Raw genomic sequence first — 25,294 nt, forward strand, 5'->3', positions numbered from 1 at the left:
TCCTTAATCAAACATATTACCGATCAAATTTTTCATTCGGTCTGTGAATGTAGTTTTTGGTTCTTGTTTGCTATCATTGCTTGCTGCTGGAATTTCTTGAGCATCCACTGGAGATTCAATCTTCTCAGCATTGTATGCAGGTACTACCGGTTGTGCTGGAGTAGCAGGTTGTGGTTGTACTTGTGGTTGCACTGGACGATCAAATTGAATCGGTTGTTGACGCAAGACTTCGTCTCCATGAACCGCAGCTTGAGCAATAATATCCACATCTGTCAAATTGCCTGCATATTCAGACAAGCTAATCACATGGGCAAAAGCTGGATTGCGAATTCCAATTTGATTTGGAACAAACAATTTCACATTTACACCAAAGACTTCTTGAGCCAATTCTTCAACACCAGGAAGGATCGCACCTCCACCGATAATCACAATACCACCAGGAAGATCCAACAAATGTCTTCTCTCAAGGTCTTGTTTGATTTGCTCAAAGATGTGTTTGATACGTGCTGAAATGATTTCAGCTAAGTACTTCTCAGTCACTTCAACTGGCTCTACTTCACCGATGACTTCCACATGGAAGACTTCGTTTCCAGCAGATGGCACATAGGCTTCACCATAGTTGAACTTCAAGCCTTCAGCCAATTTTTGAGAAGTTTTCAATACTTTAGAAATATCTTTGGTAACATAATCGCCACCTTCTTGATAGATATTTGTAAATTGAAGTTCTTGGCTGCGAACAGATGCCACCGTTGTTTGGCCACCACCCATATCGATCACCGTTGCTCCGAATTCACGTTCGCCTTCATTCAAGACTGTTTTGATCATCGCAAGCGGTGAAATGATGATGTTTTCAACTTGTAAGCCTGCACGTTCAACGGTTTTACGCAAATTGTGCAAGATTGTACGAGGTCCTGTATAAAGAAGGCCACGCATTTCAAGTCGGATCCCCATCATTCCGCGTGGATCGCGGATTCCTTGGAAACCATCTACTGTGAATTCTTCAGGAATGAAGGTGATTACTTCACGATCCGGTGTCATACTTTTTGTGAGTGCAGATTTGACAACATTTTCAACATCTGCATCTGTGATTTCTTTCGAATCACTTGTGACTGGAATCATTCCTTGAGTTGCTTCGATTTGTAGTAAGTTTGCAGGCAACCCAACATTGACTAGATTGATTGAAATCCCTGCTTTTTCTTCAGCTTGGCTGATTGCATTTTTAATTGCATTTGAAGCAGCTTCGATATCTACTATAATTCCATCTTTGACGCCAGCACTTTTTGCATTGCTGACTCCAATTACATTCATTTCTCCATTGACATGTTCTGCCACCAATACTTTTATTGAACTAGTACCGATATCTAAACCTGTAAAAAAGCCGTCTCTAGCCATTACACCAGTCCTCTCTCTTTATTTGTTTTCACTTTACATCTATTTATAGCCCTTTAAGTTGGAACTATCCAAACTTCATTATATCACAAAGAAGCCTAAAATGGACATTTTTTCTTCAATTATTTGAGATAATTTATGGGCTTTACTCATTCCCAGAAGAATTCTCCCCTTCTGGATTCTGTTCTTGATTCTGTTCTTGGCTTGCTTCCTCAGAATGTTCATTCTGATTTTCTGTACTTTCAGCCTTTTCTTTCTCAGCTTGCTCTTTGGCATCTGCGATGGATTGTTCACTATAGCTGAAAACTCCAGCCTCCATATCGATAGTCGAAGCATCGTCTAATTGCTTACTGATCGCCTTATAGTAAGGAAGCTTGCGGGTAATTTGGGAAACAGGCACCAAGATTTTATTATCGTTTTTCATGGTGATGGTCACCAGATCCTTGGTGACCTTGCTCGGTGTCAGATCAACCGAAACAATTTTATCCGTAATGGAAGAAGAAATAGACTTCATTTCTTGGACAAATTGTCTAACTAATTCTCGATCTGAGAATTTTAAACTAATATAGGAGGACGGCAATTCCGAAGTTGGAGTTACTGTCTCAACGACTTCTCCATTTTCCAATACTGGATAGTGGTCTTCTCCGGTCACATAATAGGCAACCACTTTGTGTTCCACGATATTGACTTTAAAGGTCACCGGGAATTGATAATGCATGTGAACCTCTTTGATCCATGGACTAGCCGTTTTCATATTTTGTTCATAGACCGATTTATGAAGGAAAGTCGTCAGAGTATAATCTTCTTCTTTGATGCGACTTTTTTCATACAAGAGTTGCTGGTCAACCGCCTTGTTCCCTGAAAATTCAATGACTTTCTGTGTGGATAAGGGGCTTAAAAAGTAGATCGAGAGAAGGGCGACAATCGAGCTGATTCCGATAACCGGAAGGGCACGATAGATGTGGCGTTTTGCCACTGTCGGTTCCTTCTTTGGTTTTTTCGTCTTCAAGCCTTTAAAAAATGAAGGTTTTTTCTCTTGCTCCTCTGAAGGACCTAGCTCCTCTACAGCCGGATCATCCTCTTCTCCTTCTGAACTTTCTCCATCTGCTTCTGGATCCTCTTCGGCCTCAGATTCATCTTCTTCTTCAGACTCTTTTCGTTCGTCAGATTCTTCCTCTGAGACGGAAGCTGTCTCTTTTTCTGAAAGGTCTTCGTCTTCTTTTGCTTCTTCGCTTTCAGTTCCCTCTGTTTCAGCTTCTTCCGCTTTTTCAAGCGCTTTTTTTTCTAAATATTCTTTGTTTCTTTTTTGCCAGGCTGACAATTCTGTAATTTTGTCATCCGTTGGCGTTTTTTTATTGTCGTCCGTCATCTTTTCCCTTACTGATATCTTTTTGAAGCAGGCCATAAAAATCGTCTAGTGAAAGGAGTTCTGTCGATTTTTCCATTGCTTGGTGGTAGACTTGGCTTTGCTTCAACATTTCTTGAATGGTTTCATTGAAGGTTTCGAGCGTCAATTGATCTTCCTGCAATTGCTCTGCATAACCTTTATCCACAAAATATTGGGCATTTTCAATCTGATCGCCACGGCTGGCTTCTTTTCCTAGCGGTACGATCAGGTGGAGTTTGTTCATGGCTAAGAGTTCAAATAAGGTATTGGCTCCACCTCTAGTCACCACTAAATCAGCCTTCTGGAGCATGGGTAAATACTGATCGGTTACATAATCCACTCGATACAAGCCGCCCCCAGCCTGATTCAATGTTGAATCACCCGTCAAATTGATGATATTGTAGTGCTGCAAGAGCTCTGCTTTGTGCTCTGTCACAAATTCATTAAAGACACGCGCACCGGCTGATCCTCCGACAAAGAGAAGGGTCGGCAAGTCTTTTCGGAAACCTTTTGTTTTTTCTTCTAATTCTTCAGAAGTTGTCGGAATATGATCTGTGACCTTGGTTACCGCACCGATATGCTCACTCTTTGTCAAACCATGTGCTTGCTCAAAAGTTGTGTACATCTTGGTAGCGAATTTATAAGCAATTTTATTGGCCAATCCCATAGAAAGATCGGACTCATGGATATAGACAGGTACACGCGTGAGTCTAGCCGCAATCACTGGTGGCACCGAGACAAATCCCCCTTTTGAGAAGAGAACTTGTGGGCGCACACGAAGCAGGATTGCAATGGACTGGAGCGTTCCCCAAGCCACCTTGAACACATCCATCATATTTTGGAAAGAGAAATAGCGACGCAATTTCCCTGTTGCAATTGAATGGAAGCGTACGTCTAAGCCAGACTTTTTGATCTCTTGGTATTCGATTCCTTTTTTGTCCCCAATATAATGGACTTCCCATCCATCTTCGATAAATTTTGGAATCAAGAGGAGATTAAGGGTCACATGTCCCACGGTTCCCCCACCAGTAAACATTATTTTTTTCATCTTATTTCAACCCTTTTACTGTAGCAAGGAATTCATCCCCACGCACTTCAAAATTCGGATACATATCCCAGCTAGCATTGGCAGGACTTAGTAGTACAACATCGCCAGGGCTAGCCAAGTCGAAGGCTTTCTTTGTAGCATCTGCTACATCTGCCGCATCGACATAAGGGACGCCTGCTTTATCGGCTGCGCGTTTCACTCGAGGAGCTGATTCCCCGAGAATCACCATTTCCTTTAGGCCAGTAATGTGAGGCACTAATTCATCAAATTCATTGCCACGATCGAGCCCTCCTGCAATCAAGATCACCTTGCTGTTATCAAAACCAGAAAGGGCTTTTTGTGTCGCCAAAATATTGGTCGACTTACTGTCATTGTAGAATTTGACACCTTGAATTTCATCCACATATTGAAGACGGTGTTTCACTCCTCCAAAGGCTGACAAGGTTTCTTTAATGACCTCATTCTCCACACCACGGACTTTTGCAACAGCAATCGTTGCCAAGGCATTCTCTACATTGTGACTACCTGGAACACCCAGTTCATCTGCACGCATAACAACTTCTCCCTTAAACTTGAGAAGTCCATCTTCCAAATATGCACCGTCCACCTTTTCGACCGTTGAAAATGGAAGGACCCTTGCTTTGGTTTTTGTAGCCAGTTCCTTGGCCAGGTCTTGGTTGAAGTTCAAGACAATGACATCTTTTTCTGTCATATTCTTTTGAAGATTCCATTTGGCAGCTACATAATTTTCAAAAGAACCATGATAGTCGATATGGGTTGGCATGAGGTTGGTAATCACTGCAATCTCTGGATGGAAGGATTCAATTCCCATCAATTGGAAAGAAGACAATTCCATGACCAGGACTTCCTTTTCGGTCGCTGTTTGTGCAACTTGGCTAGCTGGAAAACCGATATTCCCAGACAATAGACCACCTTGGCCGGCAGCCGTCAAGACTTCCCCGATCATGGTTGTCGTCGTCGTTTTTCCGTTTGATCCTGTAATCCCAATAATTGGCGCATCCGAAATCAGATAGGCCAATTCTACTTCAGTAAGGACTGGAATGCCTTTTTCAAGCGCTTTTTCGACCATCGGGTTAGAATAAGGGATCCCTGGATTTTTGACCATGACTGCAAAGTCTTCATCCAACAATTCCAGAGGGTGACCTCCTGTCACGACTTTAATCCCTTCTTCCAGTAAACTTTGTGCTGCTGGATTTTCTTCAAAAGGTTTGCCATCATTGACGGTCACAATCGCTCCTAAGCGATCCAACAAACGAGCAGCTGACTCGCCGGACTTAGCCAAACCCAACACAAGAACCTTTTTATTTTCAAATTGTTTCACAAATTTCATGATTTCTTCGCTCCATTTTTATCACTCTCTATTTTACCTTTTTTTAGCAAAATTAAAAAGCCCAAAGACAGAAAAAGAAACAACATCCGATTAAATCCATTCAACTGATGTTATTTCTCATTCTTATACCTCTATCTATTTCACTAACTATCTAAGAGGCATTCCTAGTTTAATTTCTGCTTTGTTACAAGGTTCTTTTGTTTTTTATGAAGTATAGACAGACTCCTCTAAACTCATTAGATTCCTTGAGATAAGCCTTGTAAATAGCTTGTTTCAGTTTCTGACAATCCTCAACTATACCCCATTCCTATATTGTCTAGACGATAGAGAACATCAAATCTACTCTGCTTAGATTTTTTTAAAGGTGTCCCTTGTAGAATCTATCTTTCATCAAAAGAAAAGTTGAGGTTAAAGGATATTGCAGGCATATAAGAGCTTTCAGGCATCATATATACATAGAACTTTGCTCTTGTATCATCCCATCGTCCATGATTGTTAAAGGCAACTAGATAATCCCATGAGTAGGACAATTCATGCGAATTGGTAGGATAACCTCAATCATCTAAGGCTAGATCAATAAAGAAAACGTAAACCATTATTATTGGCTTCGACTCCTACAGTCCGAGTCAAACAACACCCACCGAAAAGTAATAAGTGATTACTTACCGGTAGGTGTTGTCTATATTAGAAATGAAAGTTAAAGCTCCGTCTACTCTAGCCCGTCTTTCTTTTCTATATTTCTTGGCAAAAAATTTTAGGGATGATCAATAAGAAGCAAATCAGCGGAATCCGTCTCCCATTCTGTTTTTTCAGAGAGTGGAATCATAATCCGTTTTTTCACCTCTAAGGTTGCAGCATCAAATTCGACAATGGTCCCCATTTCTTTAGTGGAAGCTTTTGCTGGAGTTGCTAAGACTACGACCTTATCATCCGTATAACAAACTTTTTGGACTTTTAGACCTTTATCACTAAAAAGCTTGATAAAATCAGTTCCGGATAAATCTTTTTCCGAAACAAGTTTTAAGTCACTTGTATATTCTAGCAATCGATGATCTGATGTCACAAAGCGAAAGTGATTATGAATAGGATAAGCAGTGAGGACTCTCTCAGCTTCAAAGGTCTCTTCGCTTACTTCTAACGTCTCTGGATCAACACTTGTCAGGCTAATTTTATTTTTCTTTTCCTCTCGCTTCTCCTCATCATCAAAGCGAGTAAATTTAGGATTCCCAACGGTTATCACTTTCCCGTCTACCAATAAAAGTTCCTGAAAATCAGACTGAGACGGATCCTGCAACTCAATAAACTCAAATTCGTTCTTTTCCTCATCTAGGTAGAGAAAACGCATATCATCACCAACTAAATCAAATCCTGTAACAAAAATTTTTGAATTGACTTCGATTCCTTTATCAAGGCTCAGATCAACCTCTGGTGACAGTACCTGCTTGTTTTTAGAGTTGGTGTAGCGGATGCGACTTCGCAACACACCTACCTTCCCATCCTCCACAGATAATCCTTCAATCGGCCCTTTCTGTCCCTTTGAAACAAATCGAACAGAATAGGTAGTCGAACCCATAGAGAAAATTTGACTTGGATAAACGAAATAAGTAGAAGGGGACTTGAACACCAAATGAGGTCTAGTTCCAAAAGAGTAGGCATAGAGTTCATTTCCTTTTTGGAAAAGCGTACCAACATTATACCCTTTTAGAGAATATTCTTTTTGTTCTCCTTTTTTGTCAATGAAAAAAATCTTCGTTAGGATATCCCTTTTGCCCTTTGGGCGATAGGAATAAAAGCTAACAGCATAGTCATACTGTGAAAACTCGTCAGAAGATTTTTTTGGTATAGAGTTCCAACTACAAGATCCTAAGAGTAAAACACTAATCCCACCAAGAATCAGAAACAGATTTCGAATCATTTTTGATTTCATCTCTATTCCCTCCTTATTTCTTTCCTTTATTATACCCTTAGCACAATCAATTAGCAAACCGATCAAGGTGTGCTCCTTTTTCATTGTTTGAAGTACTTTTTGGCTCATACCAAAGAAAAAAGAGTTACAAAAGAGAAGAATTTCCCTTTTATAACTCTAACGATTTATATTGAGCTTCTACTATTTCCGTTTTTTTAACTCGGTTGGTAATCTTGAAATATCCACCAAAGCCAGGTAGCCAACGAAGGCTAGTAAGGCGCCGACAAAAAACTCAGATGGTAATTGGAATATCTGAAAAACAGCGAGACAGGTTAATACGATAATCGAGACGATCAAAATAACCAATACCACACTATCTAACGTGCCACGAATGCTTTTTGGTGTCATAAAAAGGTAAAAAAGGAGAATCAAAATTCCTAAGATAAAATAGACCATTTTGTTTCTCCTTTCTTTCCGTATTATTCAGCAGCTGCTGATTTTTTCTTTTTATTTGCTTTTTCGCGTTCTGCTTTGTTCAAGATTTGTTTCCGCAAACGGATAGATTCAGGCGTTACTTCCATGTACTCATCGTCGTTCAAGAACTCAAGAGATTCTTCCAAGGTCAAGATACGAGGAGTCTTGATAACCGCTGTTTGGTCCTTAGTAGCTGAACGAACGTTGGTCATTTGTTTGGCTTTCGTAATGTTTACGGTCAAGTCGTTCTCACGAGAGTTTTCCCCGATGATCATTCCTTCGTAAACTTCTGTACCTGGATTGACAAAGATCGTACCACGTTCTTCGATAGACATGATAGAGTATGTGGTTGCTTTTCCGTTATCGATTGAGACAAGAGCACCACGGTGACGTCCACCGATTTCTCCTGGAATCACTGGCAAGTATTGGTCAAAGGTGTGGTTCATGATTCCGTAACCACGTGTCATTGACAAGAACTCTGTTGAGTAGCCAATCAAACCACGAGCAGGAACTAGGAAGACCAAACGAGTTTGACCATTTCCTGTTGCAATCATATCCAACATTTCACCTTTACGTTCAGAAAGGCTTTGGATAACAGATCCTTGGTATTCTTCTGGTGTATCGATTTGCACGCGCTCAAATGGTTCACATTTAACACCATCGATTTCCTTGATGATAACTTCTGGACGAGATACTTGCAATTCGTATCCTTCACGACGCATGGTTTCGATCAAGATAGACAAGTGCAATTCCCCACGTCCTGAAACTGTCCATTTATCAGGTGAGTCAGTCGGGTCAACACGAAGAGAGACGTCTGTTTGCAATTCCGCTTGCAAGCGTTCTTCAACTTTACGAGAGGTCACCCATTTTCCTTCGCGACCAGCAAATGGTGAGTTGTTAACCAAGAAGGTCATTTGAAGCGTTGGTTCATCGATGTGAAGGATTGGAAGAGCTTCAACTGCGTCTGTCGGTGTGATCGTTTCTCCAACGAAGATATCTTCCATACCAGAGATAGCGATCAAATCACCCGCTTTAGCTTCTTGAATTTCACGACGTTCCAAACCAAAGAAACCAAAGAGTTTGGTAACACGGAAGTTCTTAGTCGTTCCATCCAATTTAGAAAGGGTTACTTGGTCCCCAACTTTTACAGTACCACGGAAGACACGTCCGATACCGATACGTCCAACGAAGTCGTTGTAATCAAGCAGGGATACTTGGAATTGAAGTGGCTCATCTGAGTTATCAACTGGGGCTGGGATGTGATCAATGATGGTATCAAAGATCGGTGCCATTGTGTGCTCTTGATCAGCTGGATCATCTGAAAGTGAAGAGGTTCCGTTGATCGCTGATGCATAAACAACTGGGAATTCCAATTGGTCGTCATCCGCACCCAATTCGATGAAGAGTTCAAGAACTTCGTCTACAACTTCTTCTGGACGAGCAGATGGTTTATCGATTTTGTTGACTACAACGATCGGAACAAGATCTTGTTCCAAGGCTTTTTTCAATACGAAACGCGTCTGAGGCATGGTTCCTTCATAGGCATCAACGACCAATACAACCCCATCGACCATTTTCATGATCCGTTCCACTTCTCCACCGAAGTCCGCGTGTCCTGGTGTGTCCATGATATTGATTCGAGTTCCGTTATAAGCAACGGCTGTATTTTTAGCAAGGATAGTGATCCCACGTTCTTTTTCAAGATCGTTTGAGTCCATTGCACGTTCTTGCAATTCTTTACGTTCATCCAAGGTGTGCGATTGTTTCAACAATTCGTCTACCAAGGTTGTTTTACCATGGTCAACGTGGGCAATGATCGCAACGTTACGAATATCTTCTCTTAATTTTGTCATGATTTCCTCTATAAAATTTTAAATAATATTTCTAACTGAACAATTATACCACAGTCCTATCTAAAAAACACAGTTCAGCTAGTTGTAAATGTTTTCATCTTCATTTCTTTTCTCCGACTCGATTTCCTTTTCTTTTCATGATACACTAATGATAAGACTTACAGAAAAAGAGGCTCCCATGAGATTAGATCAATTGATGGCAGACCATCAGTACTCTCGCAAAGACATCAAACAACTTCTGGCTCGAAGGCAAATCTTGGTCGATCACCTACCAGCTCAAAAGCTATCCCAAAACATCGACCCTGGACTCCAACAGATTCAAATAGGGGATCGGATCATTCAAGAACCGCGTCACCACTACTACATGCTCCACAAACCAATCGGGGCCGTGACCGCCAAAAGAGACGCCCACCATCCAACGGTGATCGAGCTAGTGGACCCCCAGCAAGAGTACCCAGACCTCTATCCTCTTGGTCGCCTCGATCGCGACACCAGTGGTCTGCTCCTCATCACAGATAATGGTCCCTTAGGCTTTCAACTGCTCCATCCTCAATACCATGTGGAGAAGGTCTATGAGGTAGAAGTCAATGGTCCGCTCTATGCAGCCCACATCGAGCAATTTCAGAATGGAATTTCATTCACAGACGGTCCTATCTGCAAGCCCGCCTCCTTAACCATTCTAGAAAGCACCCTCAGCTACAGCAAGGCCCAGATCCGGATCTCAGAAGGAAAATACCACCAAGTGAAAAAAATGTTTTTAGCCATAGGGGTCAAAGTAATGACCTTAAACCGCTTGTCTTTTGGTCCCTTCACCTTGGATCCTCAGTTAGCCCCTGGAGAAAGCCGACCTTTGAATGAGGTGGAGCTCACATGGGTCAAAGAGTCCCTTGAAAAAACGAGATAAAAAAGCTCTAACTACACAGCTGGTGCAGTTAGAGCTCTTTTTATTAAGCATCTTTTTTCACTTTCCCATTCCAAGAATCAAGACCATAAGACAAGACATAAATGTCTGTGTAGCCCTGTTTCTTAAGATAGAGAGCCGCATTGGTTACTCGAGAACTACGGCTATTCTCATAGAGCAAAATTGGTTTGTCTTTGCGCAAGGCTGCAAGACTCAATTTCAACTGAGTTGAAGGAATGTTGCGTGCTCCTAAAATATGCTTGGCATGAAACTCAGCTGGCTCTCGCAAGTCAATCAACTGACCTTTACGAATCAGCTCTTCAAAAGTAGCATTGTCCACAAATTTAGCAGCTTTACGGATGCGGAAATAATTAAACGCCATCCATCCAAATGCTCCTAAAACAACCAACCAAAAAATGATATTTCCCATCACTCTACCTCACTCTTTTTCAAAAATTCTAATTCTTGCTTGTGCTCTCTTCTTAAAACGGTATCGGCTTCTAAATAATCGAGCCGCTCCATCAGGCCTGCATCATAAAGACGTTGAAGCTCAATTTTCATCAATTCGATGTCATAGAGGCGCTTCCCTACGTAAATGATGATTCCAAAACGTTTTAAAAATTGTTGAACATCATACAGGTTTTTCATGTTCATTATTGTATCAAATTTAGAAAGGCTTTACAAGATTTTCAAGCAAATGATGAAATTTTCCGATTGCTTTACGAATAAATAAGTATGATCAACTTTTATTTTTTTACCATCGGTACTTGCATCGCCTCTTTTTTGGGACTAGTAGTCGATCGTTTTCCAAACCAATCCATTCTCACTCCTCGCAGTCATTGCGATCAATGCCAGCACGTCCTTGGAGTTTGGGACCTCATCCCTATCCTCTCGCAACTCCTGCATCGCTTTCGCTGTCGCTATTGTCATCAGATCTACCCATTTTGGTACTGCCTTTTTGAGGTCTGGAGTGGCCTGCTCTTTTTAGCCTGCGCCAATGGTTACCTTTCCCTGCCTCAACTTCTAACACTACTGGGAGCTGCCGTTTTAGCCATCTATGACCTTCGCTTTATGGAATACCCTTTATTCATCTGGTGCTGTCTCCATGCCCTGGTCCTCTTTTTATCCGGTAGTAATCTCCTCATGCTGGTCTTTTTACTCCTTGCGATCGGAGCTCACTTTTTCTTTATCGGAATGGGAGCAGGAGATTTTCTCTTACTAGCTACCTTTTCGCTAAGCTTTTCTTCTACCCAGATCCTCATTCTCATTCAGATCGCATCCATCTTAGGCATTCTCGTCTTTGCTCTCAAAAAAGAAAGAGACCGGATTCCCTTTGTTCCCTGTCTCTTTCTCAGTTATCACGCTTTACTGCTTTATACGATGTTTTGCAGATAAATTCTTTTTATTTTGCAGCCTTCGCTTCTAGATAATCGGCGATGGCAGCCACATCTTTATCCCCACGTCCGGAAACGTTGATGATAATGATCTTGTCTTTATCCAATTGTGGAGCACGTTTGACCGCTTCTGCAATCGCGTGTGAGCTTTCAATGGCTGGGAGGATCCCTTCTGTCTTACTGAGAAGAAGAAGAGCTTCTACTGCTTCATCATCTGTCGCTGCTACATATTTGACACGACCAGAATCTTTAAAGAAAGCATGCTCTGGACCAACCCCTGGGTAGTCCAAACCAGCAGAGATCGAGTACACTGGCGCTACTTTTCCATCTTCGCCAAAGACTGCATAGGTCTTCATCCCATCAACCACACCGATAGTCCCTTTGGTCATGGTCGCTGCGTGTTGATCGGTGTCCAAGCCATGTCCAGCTGCTTCTACCCCAACCAAGCCGACTTCCTCTTCTGCAACATACTCAGAAAAGGCACCGATGGCATTAGAGCCACCACCGACACAGGCAATCACATAATCCGGCAAACGGCCTTCTTTTTCCAAGATTTGACGTTTAGATTCTTCACTAATCACTTTTTGGAATTCATGCACAATGGTTGGGTAAGGGTGAGGGCCAACAGCAGAACCCAAAACGTAAAAGGCATCCAGATCCGCCATCCATGCTCCAAAGGCAGCATCAACGGCGTCTTTCAAGGTCTTAGTCCCGGTTTCAACCGCATGGACGGTTGCCCCCATCATTTCCATGCGGAAGACATTGAGACGTTGACGTTCAACGTCTTCTGCTCCCATGTAAACATCACAGGCCATACCGAACTTAGCTGCCGCAGCTGCTGTAGCTACACCGTGTTGACCAGCCCCTGTTTCAGCAATCACACGCGTTTTGCCCATGCGTTTGGCCAAGAGGATTTGCCCCAAAACGTTATTCAATTTATGCGAACCTAGGTGATTCAAGTCTTCGCGCTTCAAATAAATTTTTGCCCCACCTAAATGTTCTGTCAAACTTTCCGCAAAGTAGAGCGGTGTTTCCCGACCAGAATAATCTTTCAAATAATGTTTGTATTCTGCAATAAATTCTGGATCATTTTTATACTGTTCAAAGGTTTCCTCTAATTGATTGAGCAAGTTTTGAATCGGTTCTGGTACGAAAGATCCACCAAATTGTCCGAAATAGCCTTTTGTTTCTGTCATGATTGTGTCCTCTTTTCTATATCTTTAATCCTGTTTATGATCTTTTTCTCTCGCGGGCCCTTTGAGCTGCAGTCTCATTGGGTTCCTTTGAGATACAAAAAACCTCACACAGAAAAATCTGTGTGAGGACGATTCGATACCGCGGTGCCACCTCAATTGTAGGAAGCTATTCTTTCTCCTACATCTCTGACCTGTCTAACAACAGGGTGCACGATAAGGTGTGCTCACCGAATTTTTATTGTTTCAAATTCATCATCATAAACACATCAGCCCATTTCAAGATTCACCACTGCTTGTTCGCAATCACCACAAGCTCCCTGGAAGTGAGAAAAATCTCTACTTTTCTGATGTCTTGAAGATATTATAGCTCCCGCTTCTGATTTTGTCAACAAAAATTTCAAAAAGACACTAAAATGTTCGGATTTTACATTTCACCATTTTTTGCTAGCAATCGTGCTCGGAAATACTGAAAGCCTAAATAAGCTAGATAAGCGCCTAAGGTATTGGTCCACAAATCATCTAGCTCAAAGACACGATTGGCATCAAACAAGAGATCTAACAGAACTTGGCTACATTCAATCCACAAGCTCATGGCAAAACCGAAGCACAAGACCCGTTTGCGACTCCTCAACCAGGGCCATAGCCAGAGAAGTTGAAAGACCAGCGGGCTTAACAAAAAGATATTGGCTATATTTTGGAGAATGACCTTAATGAGTTGGATGACACTGGTGATCTGACCAAGATTCATCACCGAATTAAGAGGAACCAGCAGGACGACGATGCGACCGAAATGTTGAATACCCGGTGTTTCCATACCCGGCTCTGGCTGTTGGGGCAAAAAACACATCAGACACAAAAGGATAAAATAGAAGAAGCTGCCACTCCGTAACAGCCTTCTTCCTCTTTTTGTTAGTTCTGTATGATCGATCAGCCCTTGTTTAAGGTTGCGCATGTTCAACAATCGCTTTCTCCCGATCCCGTTTCATGGTATTTGAACGCAATTGGCCACAGGCTGCATCAATATCCGTACCGTGCTCTTGACGCACTACACAGTTAACACCTTGTTTTTTCAAGGTATCATAGAAGGCCATGACCCGTTCTTTGGGACTCCGGCTATATTGGTCATGCTCACTGACAGGATTGTAAGGAATCAAGTTAACATAAGACAATTTCTTGATATTCTTGAGCAATTCTGCCAACTCTAAGGCTTGCTCGACCCCGTCATTGACTTCATTGAGCATGATGTACTCAAAGGTCACCCGACGGTTCGTAGTCTCAATATAGTATTCAATCGCCGCAAACAATTTTTCAATTGGAAAGGCCCGGTTGATCTTCATGATGCTAGAGCGCAAGTCATTGTTTGGAGCATGAAGAGACACTGCCAAATTGACTTGCACACCTTCATTTGCAAAGTCACGAATTTTATGAGCCAAACCAGAAGTTGACACGGTAATATGACGAGCACCAATCGCTAATCCCTTGTCATCGTTGACCGTCCGGATAAATTTCAAGACATTGTTATAGTTGTCAAATGGTTCTCCGATCCCCATGACAACGATATGACTGACCCGTTCATCTTGGCCACGTTCGTCAAAGTATTTTTGGACCAACATGATTTGAGACACGATTTCCCCATTGTTCAAATCGCGTTGTTTTTTGATCAAACCAGAAGCACAGAAGGTACAACCGATATTGCATCCGACCTGAGTCGTTACACAGACAGATAATCCATAGTGCTGACGCATCAAGACGGTTTCAATCAACATGCCGTCTGGCAATTCAAAAAGATACTTGACCGTTCCATCTGCTGACTCTTGCACGATCCGTTGCTTAAGTGGGTTGACGACAAATTGATCATTTAACTTTGCAATCAAATCCTTAGAAAGGTTGGTCATTTCTTCGAAAGACTGGACGCGTTTGCGATAGAGCCATTCCCAGATTTGTGCTGCACGGAATTTCTTTTCGCCGTTTTCTTCCGCCCAATCAATCATATCTTGGCGTGTTAAACTATAAATGGATGGTTTCATTCTTTCTTACTCCTCTTTTTGTCGAATCACAAAATGACGTTTGTTGTCTGTCTTCGTTGTCTTTTTAGTCTCAGCAGACGGTCTTGTTTTTTTCGAGTTTTTGGCTGGTTGTCCCTTGTCGCGTTCTCGTTTTTGGAAACGATCTTTTTGTTTGCGATTGCGCGAACGCTTCTTGGGCTCTCTTTCTTCTGATTGAGCTTTTTTGACCGGTGATTTCTTATCAAAAGAAGCACGATGAGGTTCCTTATTTTCAAGGACAAAATAAGCACAACCATAGCTACAATATTCTAACAAATAATCGTCTAAACGACTTAGTTTATCCATCGTTGCAACATCGCGCTCTTCCTTATAGAAGCCACGCAAGCGCAACTGCTCATTGCTCCAATCACCAACAATGTAATCAAACTTGGTTAAAATCTCAGAAAATCGCTGACCAAAAACAGTCGCATCAAAAGCTTCCTTCTCATTTTTCAAGAGCTCAAAGGAGAGGTTTTCTGAACGGATTTGGTCTCCTACCTGATGAAAGACAGGTCCAGGAAATTTATTGTAATTATATAATTCAGGGTCAATCTCTTTTCGCATAGTGTTCCTTCATCAAAATCTATTTACTGTAACACTTTATTTTATCATAAATTTGATGACTTGCGTCAGATTTGACTAGAAAAGAGTTGAAATTCCTTTGAGAGCAAAAAGAGAGTGGGATAGAAATCGGTAACTCGTTAGAATTCGATTTCGTCGTCCCACCTCCGCACAGTTGAGTAGGGCTGTAAAAGCTGATGAAATCAGCGTAGTAGAGCCCACTCAACCACTGCGTCTTGCTCGACAATCCAAAAATAATTGAGAGGCTAGGACTTTTGTCCCAGCCTCTATGAATATTCATTGCCGGATGCAAGTGGCAAAAAAAGAGTAATTTTGGTATAGCTATTTGCCTTAGAATCAATCTCCATATGATAGGCTTCGCCAAATTGAAGATGCAATCGTTGGTCCACATTTTTCAAGCCAACACCTCCTAAACGAAGAAGGGTTTGGTCTGTTGATCCTGATCGGTCAAACCCTCGTCCATTGTCAAAAATCGATACGCAGGCGTAGTCTCCACTGACTTCAGTTGTCACTCGAATGAGACCTGGCCGATCGATCTCTTTAATGCCATGGTAAATCGCATTTTCCACTAAAGGCTGAAGCACTAATTTTGGAAGCTGATAGTCGCCCAACCGTTCATCTTCTAGAATTTCATAGTTGAGCTTTTCACCATAACGTTGTTTTTGAATGAAAAGATACTGGCGGACATGGTCGATTTCATCTCTCAGTAGGATTTGTTCCTGGCCTTGGTTAAGAGCCAGTCGAAAATATTGAGCCAGAGACTTAGTGATGTCGACCACGCGCCGACTATCATTAAACTCCGCCATCCAGACAATCGTATCCAAGGTATTGTAGAGGAAATGCGGATTAATCTGAGCCGAAAGTGCCCGCAACTCGTACCGCCGTGCGTTCTGTTCCTCTTCCTTGACCTGTTGCATAAGGTGATCGATTTGGTCCAACATGGCATTAAAAGCTTGAGCGAGGTCCACCAATTCTGGAGATCCTTTGGCTACAGCCCTCAAGTGGGCATCTCCTGCTCCAATCCTCAAAATGATGGTTTGAAGGTCTCGTAAGGGTTTGATCCACAAACGCAGAACAAAGCCAATCCCTATTAAACACATGATCAAAGCTAGTAATCCTAGGCCAATGAAAGAGTATAGGAGCTGCGACTGTAGCATCTGAAGTCCTTCAAGTGAAGCCACTCCAATCAAGGTCCAATCGCTATCTGGAATCGGAACCTGATAGATAAAATTCTTCTCTCCTTTGCCATAACCATCTTTCACAGCAATATAGGGCTGCATGGCCTGCATTTCTTGACTGGAAGAATAAACCGCTTTTTTGGGATGGTAGACAAACTCATGCTTTTGATTAATGATAAAACTAAAGCCTTGTTTCCCTAGTTGAAGGTGATCCAAGTAAGCCTGAAGACTATCGTAACCAATATCCAAGCGTACTACTCCGAGATTTTGGCCAGTCTGATCGACCACTTCTTGGGTAATAGAAACCACCCATTTTTCTTTTTCCGAGGTCAAGGATTCCTTTCGAGCTGGCGTCAAGACCGGCATGGCTCTTTCCTTAATCGCCTCTTGATACCAACTTTCATTCATCATATCTGAGGAAGTCTGCATGCTGATTTTGGAATCTGTCGCTACCAGACGTCCATCCTTGGTCACCAAGACCGCTGAGACTAGGTCCGGATCCGTTTCAATCATCGTTCGCATCAGGTGTTGAACCGTTTCTTGATTCGCACTCTTGTCTTGTGCAAATTGGCGAACAGCCTGCTCTTTGCTAAGAACCGTGGTAGTCTGCTTTAATTTTTTTAGATAGGAGGTGATGAACTGACTGCTTTGATCGATACTATTTCTTGTCGTCCGCTCTGTTTGCTGGCGGATCGTCCCTGAACTAGTTTGATAGTAAAGACTACCAATAAGACCAAACAGCAAGAGAATGAAGAGAAAAAAGTAGAGGACCAGCTGAATCAGCAAGGGATATCGTTTCATTCATGCTCTCCTTTTTTGTACTGCCTTGGTGTCACCCCAACAACCTGCTTAAAGCGTTGAGAAAAATAGTTCATATCTTCAAAACCAACCTGATCGGCGATCTCATAAATCTTTAGATCTGTCGTAAGAAGCAAGAGTTGAGCCTTCTTCATTCGCTCCTGGATGAGGTAGTCTTGGAAGGGGAGTCCCAATTTTTTCTTGATCAATACGCTTAAATAAGAGGCACTGAAACCAAGTTGATTGGCCAGATCCTTTAGAGTTAACTGAGAGTCTGCTAAACGAGCATGAATGGCTTCTTCCAAGTCTGTCGAATAACCATGACTGACCAAATCTTCGACTTGCGCTTTCTTACGCTCTTGATCAAGTTTTCCTTTCACCTTTGCTAACATCTCTTCAATATCATCTTTTGAAAAAGGCTTCAGCAAATAATCATCTGCACCTAACTTGATGGCTTTCCTCGCAAACTCAAAGTCATCATAACCTGTCAAAAAAATGATATGACAAGACGGAGACTGCTCTTTGACGAGATGGGCCAGATCCAGGCCATTCATTTGTGGCATATTGATATCGGTTAGAAGGATATCGGCTGGTTGCTCTTTAAACTTTTCCCAAGCCTCACGGCCATTTTCTGCCTGGTTGATGACAGTCATTCCAAACTGTTCATAATCTACTAAGGAAGTCAGACCCTGCCGGATAAGCTCTTCATCTTCCACAATCATGATCGCATACATGTCTTTTACCTACTTGTCTTTGCTATACTTATTATAGCAAATTGTGGTTCCAAATGTCTCAGACATAGTCCAATAAATAACCGTAGCCCTTTTCTTTCATTTCTGCTTTGGGAATAAAGGTAATAGACAAACTATTGATGCAATAGCGAAGGCCGCCTTTTTCCTTGGGACCGTCGGTAAAAACATGGCCCAGATGGGAATTTCCCACACGGCTCCGAACTTCTGTCCGCGTCATATTGAAACTCTTATCCTCCTTATAGATTGCCACATCAGGACTAATAGGACGACTGAAACTTGGCCAACCACAACCAGAATCAAATTTATCCTTAGAGGAAAAGAGTGGCTCACCGGTCACGACATCTACATAAATACCGGCATCAAACTGATCCCAGTAACGATTGGAGAAGGCCCGTTCGGTATCATTTTTTTGTGTCACCGCATACTCTTCAGGAGATAACTTCTTTTTGATTTCCTCATCGCTTGGCTTAGAGTAGCGACTAGCATCAATAACAGGATAAGAAGCCTGATTGACATCGATATGGCAGTACCCATTCGGATGTTTCTTTAGATAATCCTGGTGGTAGTCCTCAGCCTTGATGAAATTAGTCAGTGGCTCTTTTTCCACCGCTAACGGTTTGTCGTATTTTTTTGCTACCTCTTCAAAGACTTGGTTAATAGTTGGAAGGTCTTCTTGGGAGACATAATAGACACCTGTTCGGTATTGAGTTCCTTGATCATTTCCTTGACGATTCTTCGACGTTGGGTCGATAATCCGGAAATAATGCAGGAGCAATTCTTTCAGAGATACCTGCTTGACATTGTAAGTGATATGAACTGTTTCAGCATGGCCTGTTTGAGGGACTAATTCATACTTGGTTGTTTCTCCCTTTCCATTGGCATAGCCTGATACAGCATCAATCACACCTGGAACACGGGAGAAATATTCCTCTACGCCCCAGAAGCAACCACCAGCCAAATAAATTTCACGCTGATCCTTTGGATCAACCTTTTCATTTGTTTCCTTTTTGGCTACTGGAGTCTGACTCATCGATGCTTTTTTAATCATCTCAGTGCTTGTTTCTGATTGATCCATTCCGTTTGATCCCTTACTAAAGAAAAAGAAACCAATGAATAGTAAGCCAACGAGAAGGATAGCAAACACTTTCCATTTTGTTTCCATTGTCTATCTCCTTACTGCATGTTCTCTAGGGTCTTGAGGATATCCTCTTTATTCATATAGCCAATATGACTCTTTGCTAAAGTCCCATCACTATTGATAAAGAGCGCCGATGGATATGAACGAATCCCATACTCTTTTAGCAGTTCCCCTTTACTATCTAGCAAGACCGGGAAATCCTTGTAATCCAAAGACTGGTACCAGTTTTTGAAATCTGCTTCCGATTTTTCACCATTAAAGGTTGGAGCTACAACGGATAAGACCACATAATCCTTACCCTCCTCTGCCTTTGCTAAATCATTTGTGTCGCCTAATGTTGAAAGACAGATTGAGCACCAGGAAGCCCAAAATTTGAGGTAAACTTTCTTTCCCTTGTAATCGGATAAGCGGTAGGTCTTACCGTCTACTCCTTGCAGGTTAAACTCTTGAACCTTCTTTCCAGCTTGCTCTGAAGGTCCCGTTGTGGATGTCTGCTTAGTCTCACTTTTGTTGGATGATCCCATTCCTTGATTAGAGCAAGCCCCCAAAAGTCCAGTACACAAGAATCCTGCAGCTACTAAAGCTAATTTCTTCATCATTATTACCTCTTTAAATAAGGAGAAAGTCATCCTCAGATGACCTCTCCCTTCTTTCATTAGTTGTCTGATTTCATATCAGATGATTCACTCTTTTCATCTTTCATTTCTGAATCGCTAGATTTCATCTCATCTTTTTTCATGTCGTCCTTCATTTCAGAACTGCTGTCAGACATCATAGATGAATCTTTCATGTCTTCTTTTTTCATTTTATCATCGGACATGGACGAATCCTTCATGTCATCCTTCTTCATGTCATCCTTCTTCATATCGTCCTTCTTCATCATACTACTATCGTCCGTTTTTTTCATGTCTGAATCTGATTTCTGTCCAGAACAAGCTGCTAAAGTGACGATGCTAAGTGTAGCAATAGAAAGTGCAAGAATTTTTTTCATGATTTTTCTCCTTTAATCATTCAAGATTAGTGAAACAGGGATGCGAGGCTATTAAGATTTCCTAGCATCAGCAAGATGCCCATCAAGATGATGAGGGCACCACCAATTTTTTTCAAGGTTCCCATATGGGGCTTGAGTTTAGCAAAATGTTGTAGAACCCAGCTAGAAGCCAAGGCCAAAAGCAAGAAAGGAAGAGCCAAGCCTAATGTATAGACCAGCATCAGGAGAGCACCTTGCAATGCACCATCTCCTCCAGAAGCTGCAATGGCTAAAACAGAGCTCAAAACTGGTCCGACACAAGGGGTCCAACCAAAACTGAAGGTGACCCCTATCAGAAAAGCATTGAAGAATTCATTGCGTTCCTGATTCTTTTTGAGTTGGATGGTCTTTTGCTTTTGGAGTTGTCTTAGATTGATTACGTCCATTTGGTGAATCCCTAATAAGATCACAATCCCTCCTAGCAGATAGCGAAACCATGGAGCATAAAGCACCTGGCCAAGGGCCCCTGCACCATATCCTAGAATCAGGAAAACAGTTGATAGACCTGCGATAAAACAAAGCGTCTTCACCAGACCATACCAAGAAATATCTCTTCCAAAAATTCGAACCGTCTTCACGCGTTCAGAATCCAATAGAATCCCTACATAGACTGGCATCAGTGGCAAAATACATGGGGAGAAAAAGGATAGAACTCCCGCTAAGAATACTGAAATGGAAAACAAACTGCTTTGAATCATTTCACTACCTCCCTTTCTTTCTGATACCAGTATAAAGAAAAAATCCCTCTAAAAATAGAGAGATTGATAAGCAAAAACTTGAATTTGATTAGAAGGTGAATCTTCCTATCTGCCAACTCTACCTCGTACTTTCAAGTACGAGACTGATCTAACAAGATACTTCTACTTCTTTTTCAAATAATCAATAGCATCTTGAAGGGTTTTGACGGGAACGATTTTCATCTTCGAATGAATTTGTTTCGCGGCTTCTTTCGCTGTTTCATAGTTTGATTTGGCCTTGGGATTGGCTTTCTTTTCTTCTTTGGAAACTGGATTATTAGGGGCAAAGAAAATTTCTGCTCCTTCTTTATCGGCTGCAACGACTTTCTTGTCAATCCCACCGATATCGCCAACCGTTCCATCTTGGTTAATGGTTCCTGTCCCCGCAATATGGCGTCCCTGACGAAGATCTGGATCAGCCACTTGGGTGTAGATGGCTAGGCTAAACATCATACCGGCACTTGGTCCACCAATCCCTTGGGTCGCAAACTGGACAGGAACATCGCCTTTGGCTTCAGTCCGGTCGATCAAGCTAATCCCAATTCCGTTTTTCCCGTTGGACAATTTGATGATCTTTCCATCTGCTGTCTTGGTTTGTCCATCCTCAATATAGGTCACTGAAACGGGATCGCCAATTTTTTGAGAACCAACATAGTCAATCAATTCTTTGGAACTCTTAAAGGTCTTGCCATTCACACCTGTGACGGTATCTGCAATGTTCAAGATTCCCTTAAAGGTCGAATCATCTGCCACTTGCATGACATAAACACCTAGAAAGTCCATCTGGGTTTCTTTCCCAGCTGTCTTCAATCCTTGGTAGATGGCCATATTTTGCGAGGTTTCCATATAGAATTGGTTAATCCGCGTAAATTCTTGGCTCGAACTACCACCTGTCATATCCTTTGCAGAGTAGATATCTGTAAAAGGTGTCGCCCAAGCATAGATCAAATCAGCCGGAGTCGCTTCTTTCACTGCCACGGTTACAAAGTCATAAGACCCTGACTTGGTATCCATTTTTCCATCTACTGTCATGACGGATCGAATATCTTCTGCCGTTCCTGGCATCTCAATATAATAGGGAAGGCGAATCACAAAAGCAGCTAGCAAAAGGAGCAAGAAAAGAACGCCTGCAATCGGCCATCGGTATTCTTTCAACCGTCCCTTTTTCTTTTTAGTGGTCAAGCTTGGTTTATTCGCTTGTGTCATCTTTGATTTCCTCCATTACACTCTTTGGGACATAAGGTGAGATATCCTGCTGAAAAGCCAGCAACTCTCGAATACGTGTTGAACTAATGGCCTGGTAAGGAGGCTGGGTATAGAGATAAACCGTCTCCAATTCAGGCGCCAACTGGTGATTAAAATAATCCATATTGGCTTCGTATACTAGATCCTGTGCATTGCGCAAGCCCCGGATCAAGGTGATGACCCCAAGATTGCGCGCCACTGTCACAGCTAACTCTTGAGTCGACGTCACAATTTCAACATTTTCCAAATGAGCCAAGGCCCCTTTCACCATGCGCACGCGCTGCTCAATGGAAAAGAGTCCGACTTTTTCCGGATTATAAAAAATTCCGACATAGACACAGTCAAACAAGCGACTAGCTCGCTCGATCAATTGCACATGCCCAATGGTAATCGGATCAAACGATCCTGTAAACAATCCAGTTCTATCTGACATATACTGTTACCTTACTAATTCCATAGATTTTTTCTTTCCAGATTCCCACTTGTCCGATTTCCTCAGGAAGTTCTACGTGTTTATCAGTTTCGCACACAATCATGATCTCCTCTGACAAGAGTTGTCGCTCGCACAAGGTTTCGATATCGCGAACAATCTCTTCCTTGGCATAAGGAGGGTCTAAGAACACCAAATCAAAGGTGCCCGTTAAAAGCCCTAAGGCCTGCTTGGCCTCCATTTTTAGCAGTTGAAACCGTTCCTTTTCCTTGGTCATGGCAATATTGGCTGCTACAATCTCCTGCGCTCTACGATCTCTTTCCACTAGAACGGCCTCTGACATGCCTCGAGAAACTGCTTCGATAGAGAGCCCACCGCTTCCTGCATAGAGATCCAGCACTCTTCCACCATCAAAGTAAGGACCAATCATATTGAACATGGCCCCTCTGACCTTATCAGAAGTCGGCCTGGTTGTTTTTCCTTCAAGTGTTTTGAGGGGACGTCCTCCATAGGTTCCAGATACTATTTTCATAGGGACCATTATACCAAAAAAAATCAGAAAATTGCAATTTGATATGGTCAAGCGACAATTAAAAGAGCCGAGCACTCTGCTCGACTCTTTCTTTCCTTATAGGATATTTTCATATTCATCACGGACAGATTGAGGCCAGACACTGGTTTGGACTTCACCGATATGTTTCTTACGAAGCAAGAACATCGCCAAACGAGATTGTCCGATCCCTCCACCAATTGTAAGTGGGAAAAGACCATTTAACAAAGCTTTGTGCCACTCTAATTGGAGACGATCCTCGTCCCCTGTAATCGCAACTTGACGGCGAAGCGTATCTTCATCGACACGGATTCCCATTGAAGACAGCTCAAAGGCTGAACCTAGAACGTCATTCCAGACGAGGATATCGCCATTCAAGCCCTTGTAGCCATTTTCAGACTCTGTTGTCCAGTCATCGTAGTCAGGTGCACGTCCATCGTGTGGTTTGCCATCTGCAAGCTCTCCACCAATCCCGATCAAGAAGACAGCTCCGAATTCTTTGGCAATGGCATTTTCACGCTCTTTTGGAGTTAAATCTGGATAGCGTTCCACCAACTCTTCTGTGTGAACGAAGGTAATTTGTTTTGGAAGAACTGACTCAATATCATAGCGCGCTTCTACTGCTAGTTCTGTTAAACGAATCGCCTTGTAGATTTTTTCAACCGTTTCTTTGAGGTAGGCGATGTTGCGTTGACCATTTGGGATGACTTTTTCCCAGTCCCATTGGTCTACATAAACAGAGTGGATAGCGTCTAGCGAATCTTCATCTGGACGAAGAGCCTTCATATGGACAAAGAGACCTTCTCCTTCGCCAAAACCAAAACGTGCCAAGGTATGGCGTTTCCATTTTGCAAGTGAATGCACGACTTCATAAGTCTCATCAGGAATTTGAAGGACCTTTACAGATACCGGATGTTCAATCCCAGAAAGGTTATCCTGCATCCCGTCTCCGACCTTGCTCAAAATCGGTCCTTGGACTTCAATGATGTCCAATTTATCTTTTAAATACTGCGTAAACGTCGTTTTAACAAATGAAATTTCTTTTTGTTGGTGGATAAAACTTTTTTTCATATAGTTCCTCATTTATAGACATTTTAGAAATGATTATACTCTTTTTTCAATCAAAATCAAGTCTTTTCATTCGTTTTCAACTGAATTTTTCTCTTGCAAAAAGGATTCATTTTTGATAAACTATATGTAACTTTTAAAACGTTACATAGGAGAACTGACATGTTTGATGCAAAAAAACTAAAAGAAAGACGCCTGGAAAAAGGCTTGACCCAAGCAGATGTCTACGAGGATCTCAAGATTTCTCGCAAGACTTACTCCAGTTGGGAGAATGGCTTAGCGGAGCCACACGAAAAAAATCTCAGGAGGTTGGCCAAGCGCCTCTCCGTTAAAGAGGACTACTTTATTAACAAAGACTCCGCACTCTACACCTACCCTTTATTAACCCCACCTCATCAAAAGAAAGTCGACCAGTTGGCCAGCCAGTTATTGGAACAGCAGCAAAAAGTTGTTTCCTTAACAGCTTATAAGGTTCTTTCAATTGAGCTAGCAGCCGGTTTAGGACACACCTTTTATGACAACGAAACGGACTATGAAACCGTCTATTTTGACCAAGAGATCCAGCACGATTTCGCTTCTTGGGTATCAGGTGATTCGATGGAACCTCTCTATCCCAACGGCTCTGTTGCCCTCATGAAGCAGACTGGCTTTGACTATGATGGGGCTGTCTACGCCCTCATCTGGAATGGAAAAACCTACATCAAGAAAGTCTATCGGGAAGCTGAAGGATTGCGCTTAGAATCCATCAACCCTGACTATGATGATTTATTTGCTCCCTATGAAGACGAGCCCAAAATCGTCGGTATTGTGGTCGGGCATTTTCTCCCACTTGAGGTTTAAAT

At 42.2% G+C, this 25,294-nt stretch carries 26 protein-coding genes and 1 other annotated feature; of the genes, 3 read left to right on the plus strand and 23 right to left on the minus strand.

Annotated elements, in window-relative coordinates; genetic code table 11:
• Positions 1-3 precede the first annotated feature (3 nt).
• From ftsA to typA, 7 genes are all read right to left on the minus strand, one after another.
• Positions 4-1,392, minus strand: coding sequence for a cell division protein FtsA (gene ftsA, locus SM121_RS08930; protein ID WP_150905500.1), 1,389 nt, complete (start codon positions 1,390-1,392; stop codon positions 4-6).
• Between the two features lie 142 nt (positions 1,393-1,534).
• Entirely contained in the window at positions 1,535-2,758 is a 1,224-nt protein-coding gene (locus SM121_RS08935) for a cell division protein FtsQ/DivIB (protein ID WP_320910881.1), read from the minus strand.
• Positions 2,742-3,824 carry a UDP-N-acetylglucosamine--N-acetylmuramyl-(pentapeptide) pyrophosphoryl-undecaprenol N-acetylglucosamine transferase gene (locus SM121_RS08940; protein WP_155171416.1) on the minus strand — a complete coding sequence of 361 codons (1,083 nt, stop codon included), beginning with the start codon at positions 3,822-3,824 and terminating at the stop codon, positions 2,742-2,744. Before SM121_RS08940 ends, SM121_RS08935 begins: the two co-directional genes overlap by 17 nt.
• Before the next feature lies 1 nt (position 3,825).
• A complete protein-coding gene (murD, locus tag SM121_RS08945; RefSeq protein ID WP_320910882.1) occupies positions 3,826-5,175 on the minus strand; it encodes a UDP-N-acetylmuramoyl-L-alanine--D-glutamate ligase in 1,350 nt (449 codons plus the stop codon).
• 754 nt (positions 5,176-5,929) lie between these two features.
• Positions 5,930-7,210: a hypothetical protein gene (locus SM121_RS08950; protein WP_320910883.1), complete on the minus strand. Its 1,281-nt coding sequence runs from the start codon at positions 7,208-7,210 to the stop codon at positions 5,930-5,932.
• 72 nt (positions 7,211-7,282) lie between these two features.
• Positions 7,283-7,537 (minus strand): DUF3165 family protein, encoded by a 255-nt coding sequence (locus tag SM121_RS08955; RefSeq protein WP_155125488.1) that lies wholly within the window; start codon positions 7,535-7,537, stop codon positions 7,283-7,285.
• A gap of 23 nt (positions 7,538-7,560) precedes the next feature.
• Complete coding sequence (gene typA, locus SM121_RS08960; RefSeq protein WP_003011633.1) at positions 7,561-9,408, minus strand: translational GTPase TypA; 1,848 nt, start codon at positions 9,406-9,408, stop codon at positions 7,561-7,563.
• 178 nt (positions 9,409-9,586) lie between these two features.
• On the opposite strand from typA, the gene SM121_RS08965 reads away from it, so the two are divergent.
• Positions 9,587-10,312 carry a 16S rRNA pseudouridine(516) synthase gene (locus SM121_RS08965; RefSeq protein WP_155125486.1) on the plus strand — a complete coding sequence of 242 codons (726 nt, stop codon included), beginning with the start codon at positions 9,587-9,589 and terminating at the stop codon, positions 10,310-10,312.
• Between the two features lie 43 nt (positions 10,313-10,355).
• Here the strand turns inward: SM121_RS08965 and SM121_RS08970 are convergent, their stop codons facing one another.
• Both SM121_RS08970 and SM121_RS08975 read right to left on the minus strand, forming a co-directional pair.
• Entirely contained in the window at positions 10,356-10,739 is a 384-nt protein-coding gene (locus SM121_RS08970; RefSeq protein WP_049503555.1) for a rhodanese-like domain-containing protein, read from the minus strand.
• Positions 10,739-10,957, minus strand: coding sequence for a YqgQ family protein (locus SM121_RS08975; protein ID WP_003017930.1), 219 nt, complete (start codon positions 10,955-10,957; stop codon positions 10,739-10,741). The genes SM121_RS08970 and SM121_RS08975 overlap by 1 nt, the downstream gene beginning before the upstream one ends.
• 87 nt (positions 10,958-11,044) lie before the next feature.
• On the opposite strand from SM121_RS08975, the gene SM121_RS08980 reads away from it, so the two are divergent.
• A complete protein-coding gene (locus SM121_RS08980; protein ID WP_155125484.1) occupies positions 11,045-11,704 on the plus strand; it encodes a prepilin peptidase in 660 nt (219 codons plus the stop codon).
• Positions 11,705-11,711: 7 nt separating this feature from the next.
• Here SM121_RS08980 and trpB read toward each other — a convergent pair whose 3' ends face one another.
• The 14 genes from trpB to asnA form a co-directional block, all read right to left on the minus strand.
• A complete protein-coding gene (trpB, locus tag SM121_RS08985; protein ID WP_155125482.1) occupies positions 11,712-12,899 on the minus strand; it encodes a tryptophan synthase subunit beta in 1,188 nt (395 codons plus the stop codon).
• Between the two features lie 121 nt (positions 12,900-13,020).
• Positions 13,021-13,256, minus strand: a binding site (T-box leader).
• Positions 13,257-13,323: 67 nt separating this feature from the next.
• On the minus strand, positions 13,324-13,851 hold the full coding sequence (locus SM121_RS08990; RefSeq protein WP_155125480.1) for a VanZ family protein: 528 nt from the start codon (positions 13,849-13,851) through the stop codon (positions 13,324-13,326).
• Complete coding sequence (gene rlmN, locus SM121_RS08995) at positions 13,838-14,926, minus strand: 23S rRNA (adenine(2503)-C(2))-methyltransferase RlmN (RefSeq protein WP_003005918.1); 1,089 nt, start codon at positions 14,924-14,926, stop codon at positions 13,838-13,840. Before rlmN ends, SM121_RS08990 begins: the two co-directional genes overlap by 14 nt.
• Positions 14,927-14,932: 6 nt before the next feature.
• Entirely contained in the window at positions 14,933-15,508 is a 576-nt protein-coding gene (locus SM121_RS09000) for a YutD family protein (protein ID WP_045759156.1), read from the minus strand.
• 284 nt (positions 15,509-15,792) lie between these two features.
• Complete coding sequence (locus tag SM121_RS09005; protein ID WP_155125478.1) at positions 15,793-17,505, minus strand: cache domain-containing sensor histidine kinase; 1,713 nt, start codon at positions 17,503-17,505, stop codon at positions 15,793-15,795.
• Positions 17,502-18,236, minus strand: a complete 735-nt coding sequence (locus SM121_RS09010) for a response regulator transcription factor (protein ID WP_003011571.1) — start codon at positions 18,234-18,236, stop codon at positions 17,502-17,504. Before SM121_RS09010 ends, SM121_RS09005 begins: the two co-directional genes overlap by 4 nt.
• Positions 18,237-18,294: 58 nt before the next feature.
• Positions 18,295-19,416, minus strand: a complete 1,122-nt coding sequence (gene msrB / locus SM121_RS09015; protein ID WP_004219819.1) for a peptide-methionine (R)-S-oxide reductase MsrB — start codon at positions 19,414-19,416, stop codon at positions 18,295-18,297.
• Positions 19,417-19,427: 11 nt separating this feature from the next.
• Positions 19,428-19,988, minus strand: a complete 561-nt coding sequence (locus tag SM121_RS09020; RefSeq protein ID WP_320911328.1) for a redoxin family protein — start codon at positions 19,986-19,988, stop codon at positions 19,428-19,430.
• Between the two features lie 59 nt (positions 19,989-20,047).
• On the minus strand, positions 20,048-20,383 hold the full coding sequence (locus SM121_RS09025; protein ID WP_003012061.1) for a hypothetical protein: 336 nt from the start codon (positions 20,381-20,383) through the stop codon (positions 20,048-20,050).
• 26 nt (positions 20,384-20,409) lie between these two features.
• Positions 20,410-21,120 (minus strand): thiol-disulfide oxidoreductase-associated membrane protein CcdA2, encoded by a 711-nt coding sequence (gene ccdA2, locus SM121_RS09030; RefSeq protein ID WP_003012254.1) that lies wholly within the window; start codon positions 21,118-21,120, stop codon positions 20,410-20,412.
• A 162-nt stretch (positions 21,121-21,282) separates the two neighbouring features.
• On the minus strand, positions 21,283-22,365 hold the full coding sequence (locus tag SM121_RS09035) for a SepM family pheromone-processing serine protease (RefSeq protein ID WP_049517992.1): 1,083 nt from the start codon (positions 22,363-22,365) through the stop codon (positions 21,283-21,285).
• A complete protein-coding gene (gene coaD, locus SM121_RS09040) occupies positions 22,349-22,837 on the minus strand; it encodes a pantetheine-phosphate adenylyltransferase (RefSeq protein ID WP_155125470.1) in 489 nt (162 codons plus the stop codon). Before coaD ends, SM121_RS09035 begins: the two co-directional genes overlap by 17 nt.
• Positions 22,827-23,441, minus strand: coding sequence for a 16S rRNA (guanine(966)-N(2))-methyltransferase RsmD (gene rsmD / locus SM121_RS09045; protein WP_371605830.1), 615 nt, complete (start codon positions 23,439-23,441; stop codon positions 22,827-22,829). Before rsmD ends, coaD begins: the two co-directional genes overlap by 11 nt.
• A gap of 21 nt (positions 23,442-23,462) precedes the next feature.
• Positions 23,463-24,455, minus strand: coding sequence for an aspartate--ammonia ligase (asnA, locus tag SM121_RS09050; protein WP_003005888.1), 993 nt, complete (start codon positions 24,453-24,455; stop codon positions 23,463-23,465).
• 159 nt (positions 24,456-24,614) lie between these two features.
• On the opposite strand from asnA, the gene SM121_RS09055 reads away from it, so the two are divergent.
• On the plus strand, positions 24,615-25,292 hold the full coding sequence (locus tag SM121_RS09055) for a helix-turn-helix domain-containing protein (RefSeq protein WP_004219840.1): 678 nt from the start codon (positions 24,615-24,617) through the stop codon (positions 25,290-25,292).
• Positions 25,293-25,294 lie beyond the last annotated feature (2 nt).

It is taken from the genome of Streptococcus sp. S1 (genome assembly GCF_034137685.1).
GTDB lineage: Bacteria > Bacillota > Bacilli > Lactobacillales > Streptococcaceae > Streptococcus > Streptococcus dentalis.

What these genes read in the sequence shown, in the direction of transcription:
- ftsA (WP_150905500.1), bottom strand. Translation starts at nt 1,392, where the DNA reads ATGGCTAGAGACGGCTTTTTTACAGGTTTAGATATCGGTACTAGTTCA.
- SM121_RS08935 (WP_320910881.1), bottom strand. Translation starts at nt 2,758, where the DNA reads ATGACGGACGACAATAAAAAAACGCCAACGGATGACAAAATTACAGAA.
- SM121_RS08940 (WP_155171416.1), bottom strand. Translation starts at nt 3,824, where the DNA reads ATGAAAAAAATAATGTTTACTGGTGGGGGAACCGTGGGACATGTGACC.
- murD (WP_320910882.1), bottom strand. Translation starts at nt 5,175, where the DNA reads ATGAAATTTGTGAAACAATTTGAAAATAAAAAGGTTCTTGTGTTGGGT.
- SM121_RS08950 (WP_320910883.1), bottom strand. Translation starts at nt 7,210, where the DNA reads ATGAGCCAAAAAGTACTTCAAACAATGAAAAAGGAGCACACCTTGATC.
- SM121_RS08955 (WP_155125488.1), bottom strand. Translation starts at nt 7,537, where the DNA reads ATGGTCTATTTTATCTTAGGAATTTTGATTCTCCTTTTTTACCTTTTT.
- typA (WP_003011633.1), bottom strand. Translation starts at nt 9,408, where the DNA reads ATGACAAAATTAAGAGAAGATATTCGTAACGTTGCGATCATTGCCCAC.
- SM121_RS08965 (WP_155125486.1), top strand. Translation starts at nt 9,587, where the DNA reads ATGAGATTAGATCAATTGATGGCAGACCATCAGTACTCTCGCAAAGAC.
- SM121_RS08970 (WP_049503555.1), bottom strand. Translation starts at nt 10,739, where the DNA reads ATGGGAAATATCATTTTTTGGTTGGTTGTTTTAGGAGCATTTGGATGG.
- SM121_RS08975 (WP_003017930.1), bottom strand. Translation starts at nt 10,957, where the DNA reads ATGAAAAACCTGTATGATGTTCAACAATTTTTAAAACGTTTTGGAATC.
- SM121_RS08980 (WP_155125484.1), top strand. Translation starts at nt 11,045, where the DNA reads ATGATCAACTTTTATTTTTTTACCATCGGTACTTGCATCGCCTCTTTT.
- trpB (WP_155125482.1), bottom strand. Translation starts at nt 12,899, where the DNA reads ATGACAGAAACAAAAGGCTATTTCGGACAATTTGGTGGATCTTTCGTA.
- SM121_RS08990 (WP_155125480.1), bottom strand. Translation starts at nt 13,851, where the DNA reads ATGCGCAACCTTAAACAAGGGCTGATCGATCATACAGAACTAACAAAA.
- rlmN (WP_003005918.1), bottom strand. Translation starts at nt 14,926, where the DNA reads ATGAAACCATCCATTTATAGTTTAACACGCCAAGATATGATTGATTGG.
- SM121_RS09000 (WP_045759156.1), bottom strand. Translation starts at nt 15,508, where the DNA reads ATGCGAAAAGAGATTGACCCTGAATTATATAATTACAATAAATTTCCT.
- SM121_RS09005 (WP_155125478.1), bottom strand. Translation starts at nt 17,505, where the DNA reads ATGAAACGATATCCCTTGCTGATTCAGCTGGTCCTCTACTTTTTTCTC.
- SM121_RS09010 (WP_003011571.1), bottom strand. Translation starts at nt 18,236, where the DNA reads ATGTATGCGATCATGATTGTGGAAGATGAAGAGCTTATCCGGCAGGGT.
- msrB (WP_004219819.1), bottom strand. Translation starts at nt 19,416, where the DNA reads ATGGAAACAAAATGGAAAGTGTTTGCTATCCTTCTCGTTGGCTTACTA.
- SM121_RS09020 (WP_320911328.1), bottom strand. Translation starts at nt 19,988, where the DNA reads ATGAAGAAATTAGCTTTAGTAGCTGCAGGATTCTTGTGTACTGGACTT.
- SM121_RS09025 (WP_003012061.1), bottom strand. Translation starts at nt 20,383, where the DNA reads ATGAAAAAAATTCTTGCACTTTCTATTGCTACACTTAGCATCGTCACT.
- ccdA2 (WP_003012254.1), bottom strand. Translation starts at nt 21,120, where the DNA reads ATGATTCAAAGCAGTTTGTTTTCCATTTCAGTATTCTTAGCGGGAGTT.
- SM121_RS09035 (WP_049517992.1), bottom strand. Translation starts at nt 22,365, where the DNA reads ATGACACAAGCGAATAAACCAAGCTTGACCACTAAAAAGAAAAAGGGA.
- coaD (WP_155125470.1), bottom strand. Translation starts at nt 22,837, where the DNA reads ATGTCAGATAGAACTGGATTGTTTACAGGATCGTTTGATCCGATTACC.
- asnA (WP_003005888.1), bottom strand. Translation starts at nt 24,455, where the DNA reads ATGAAAAAAAGTTTTATCCACCAACAAAAAGAAATTTCATTTGTTAAA.
- SM121_RS09055 (WP_004219840.1), top strand. Translation starts at nt 24,615, where the DNA reads ATGTTTGATGCAAAAAAACTAAAAGAAAGACGCCTGGAAAAAGGCTTG.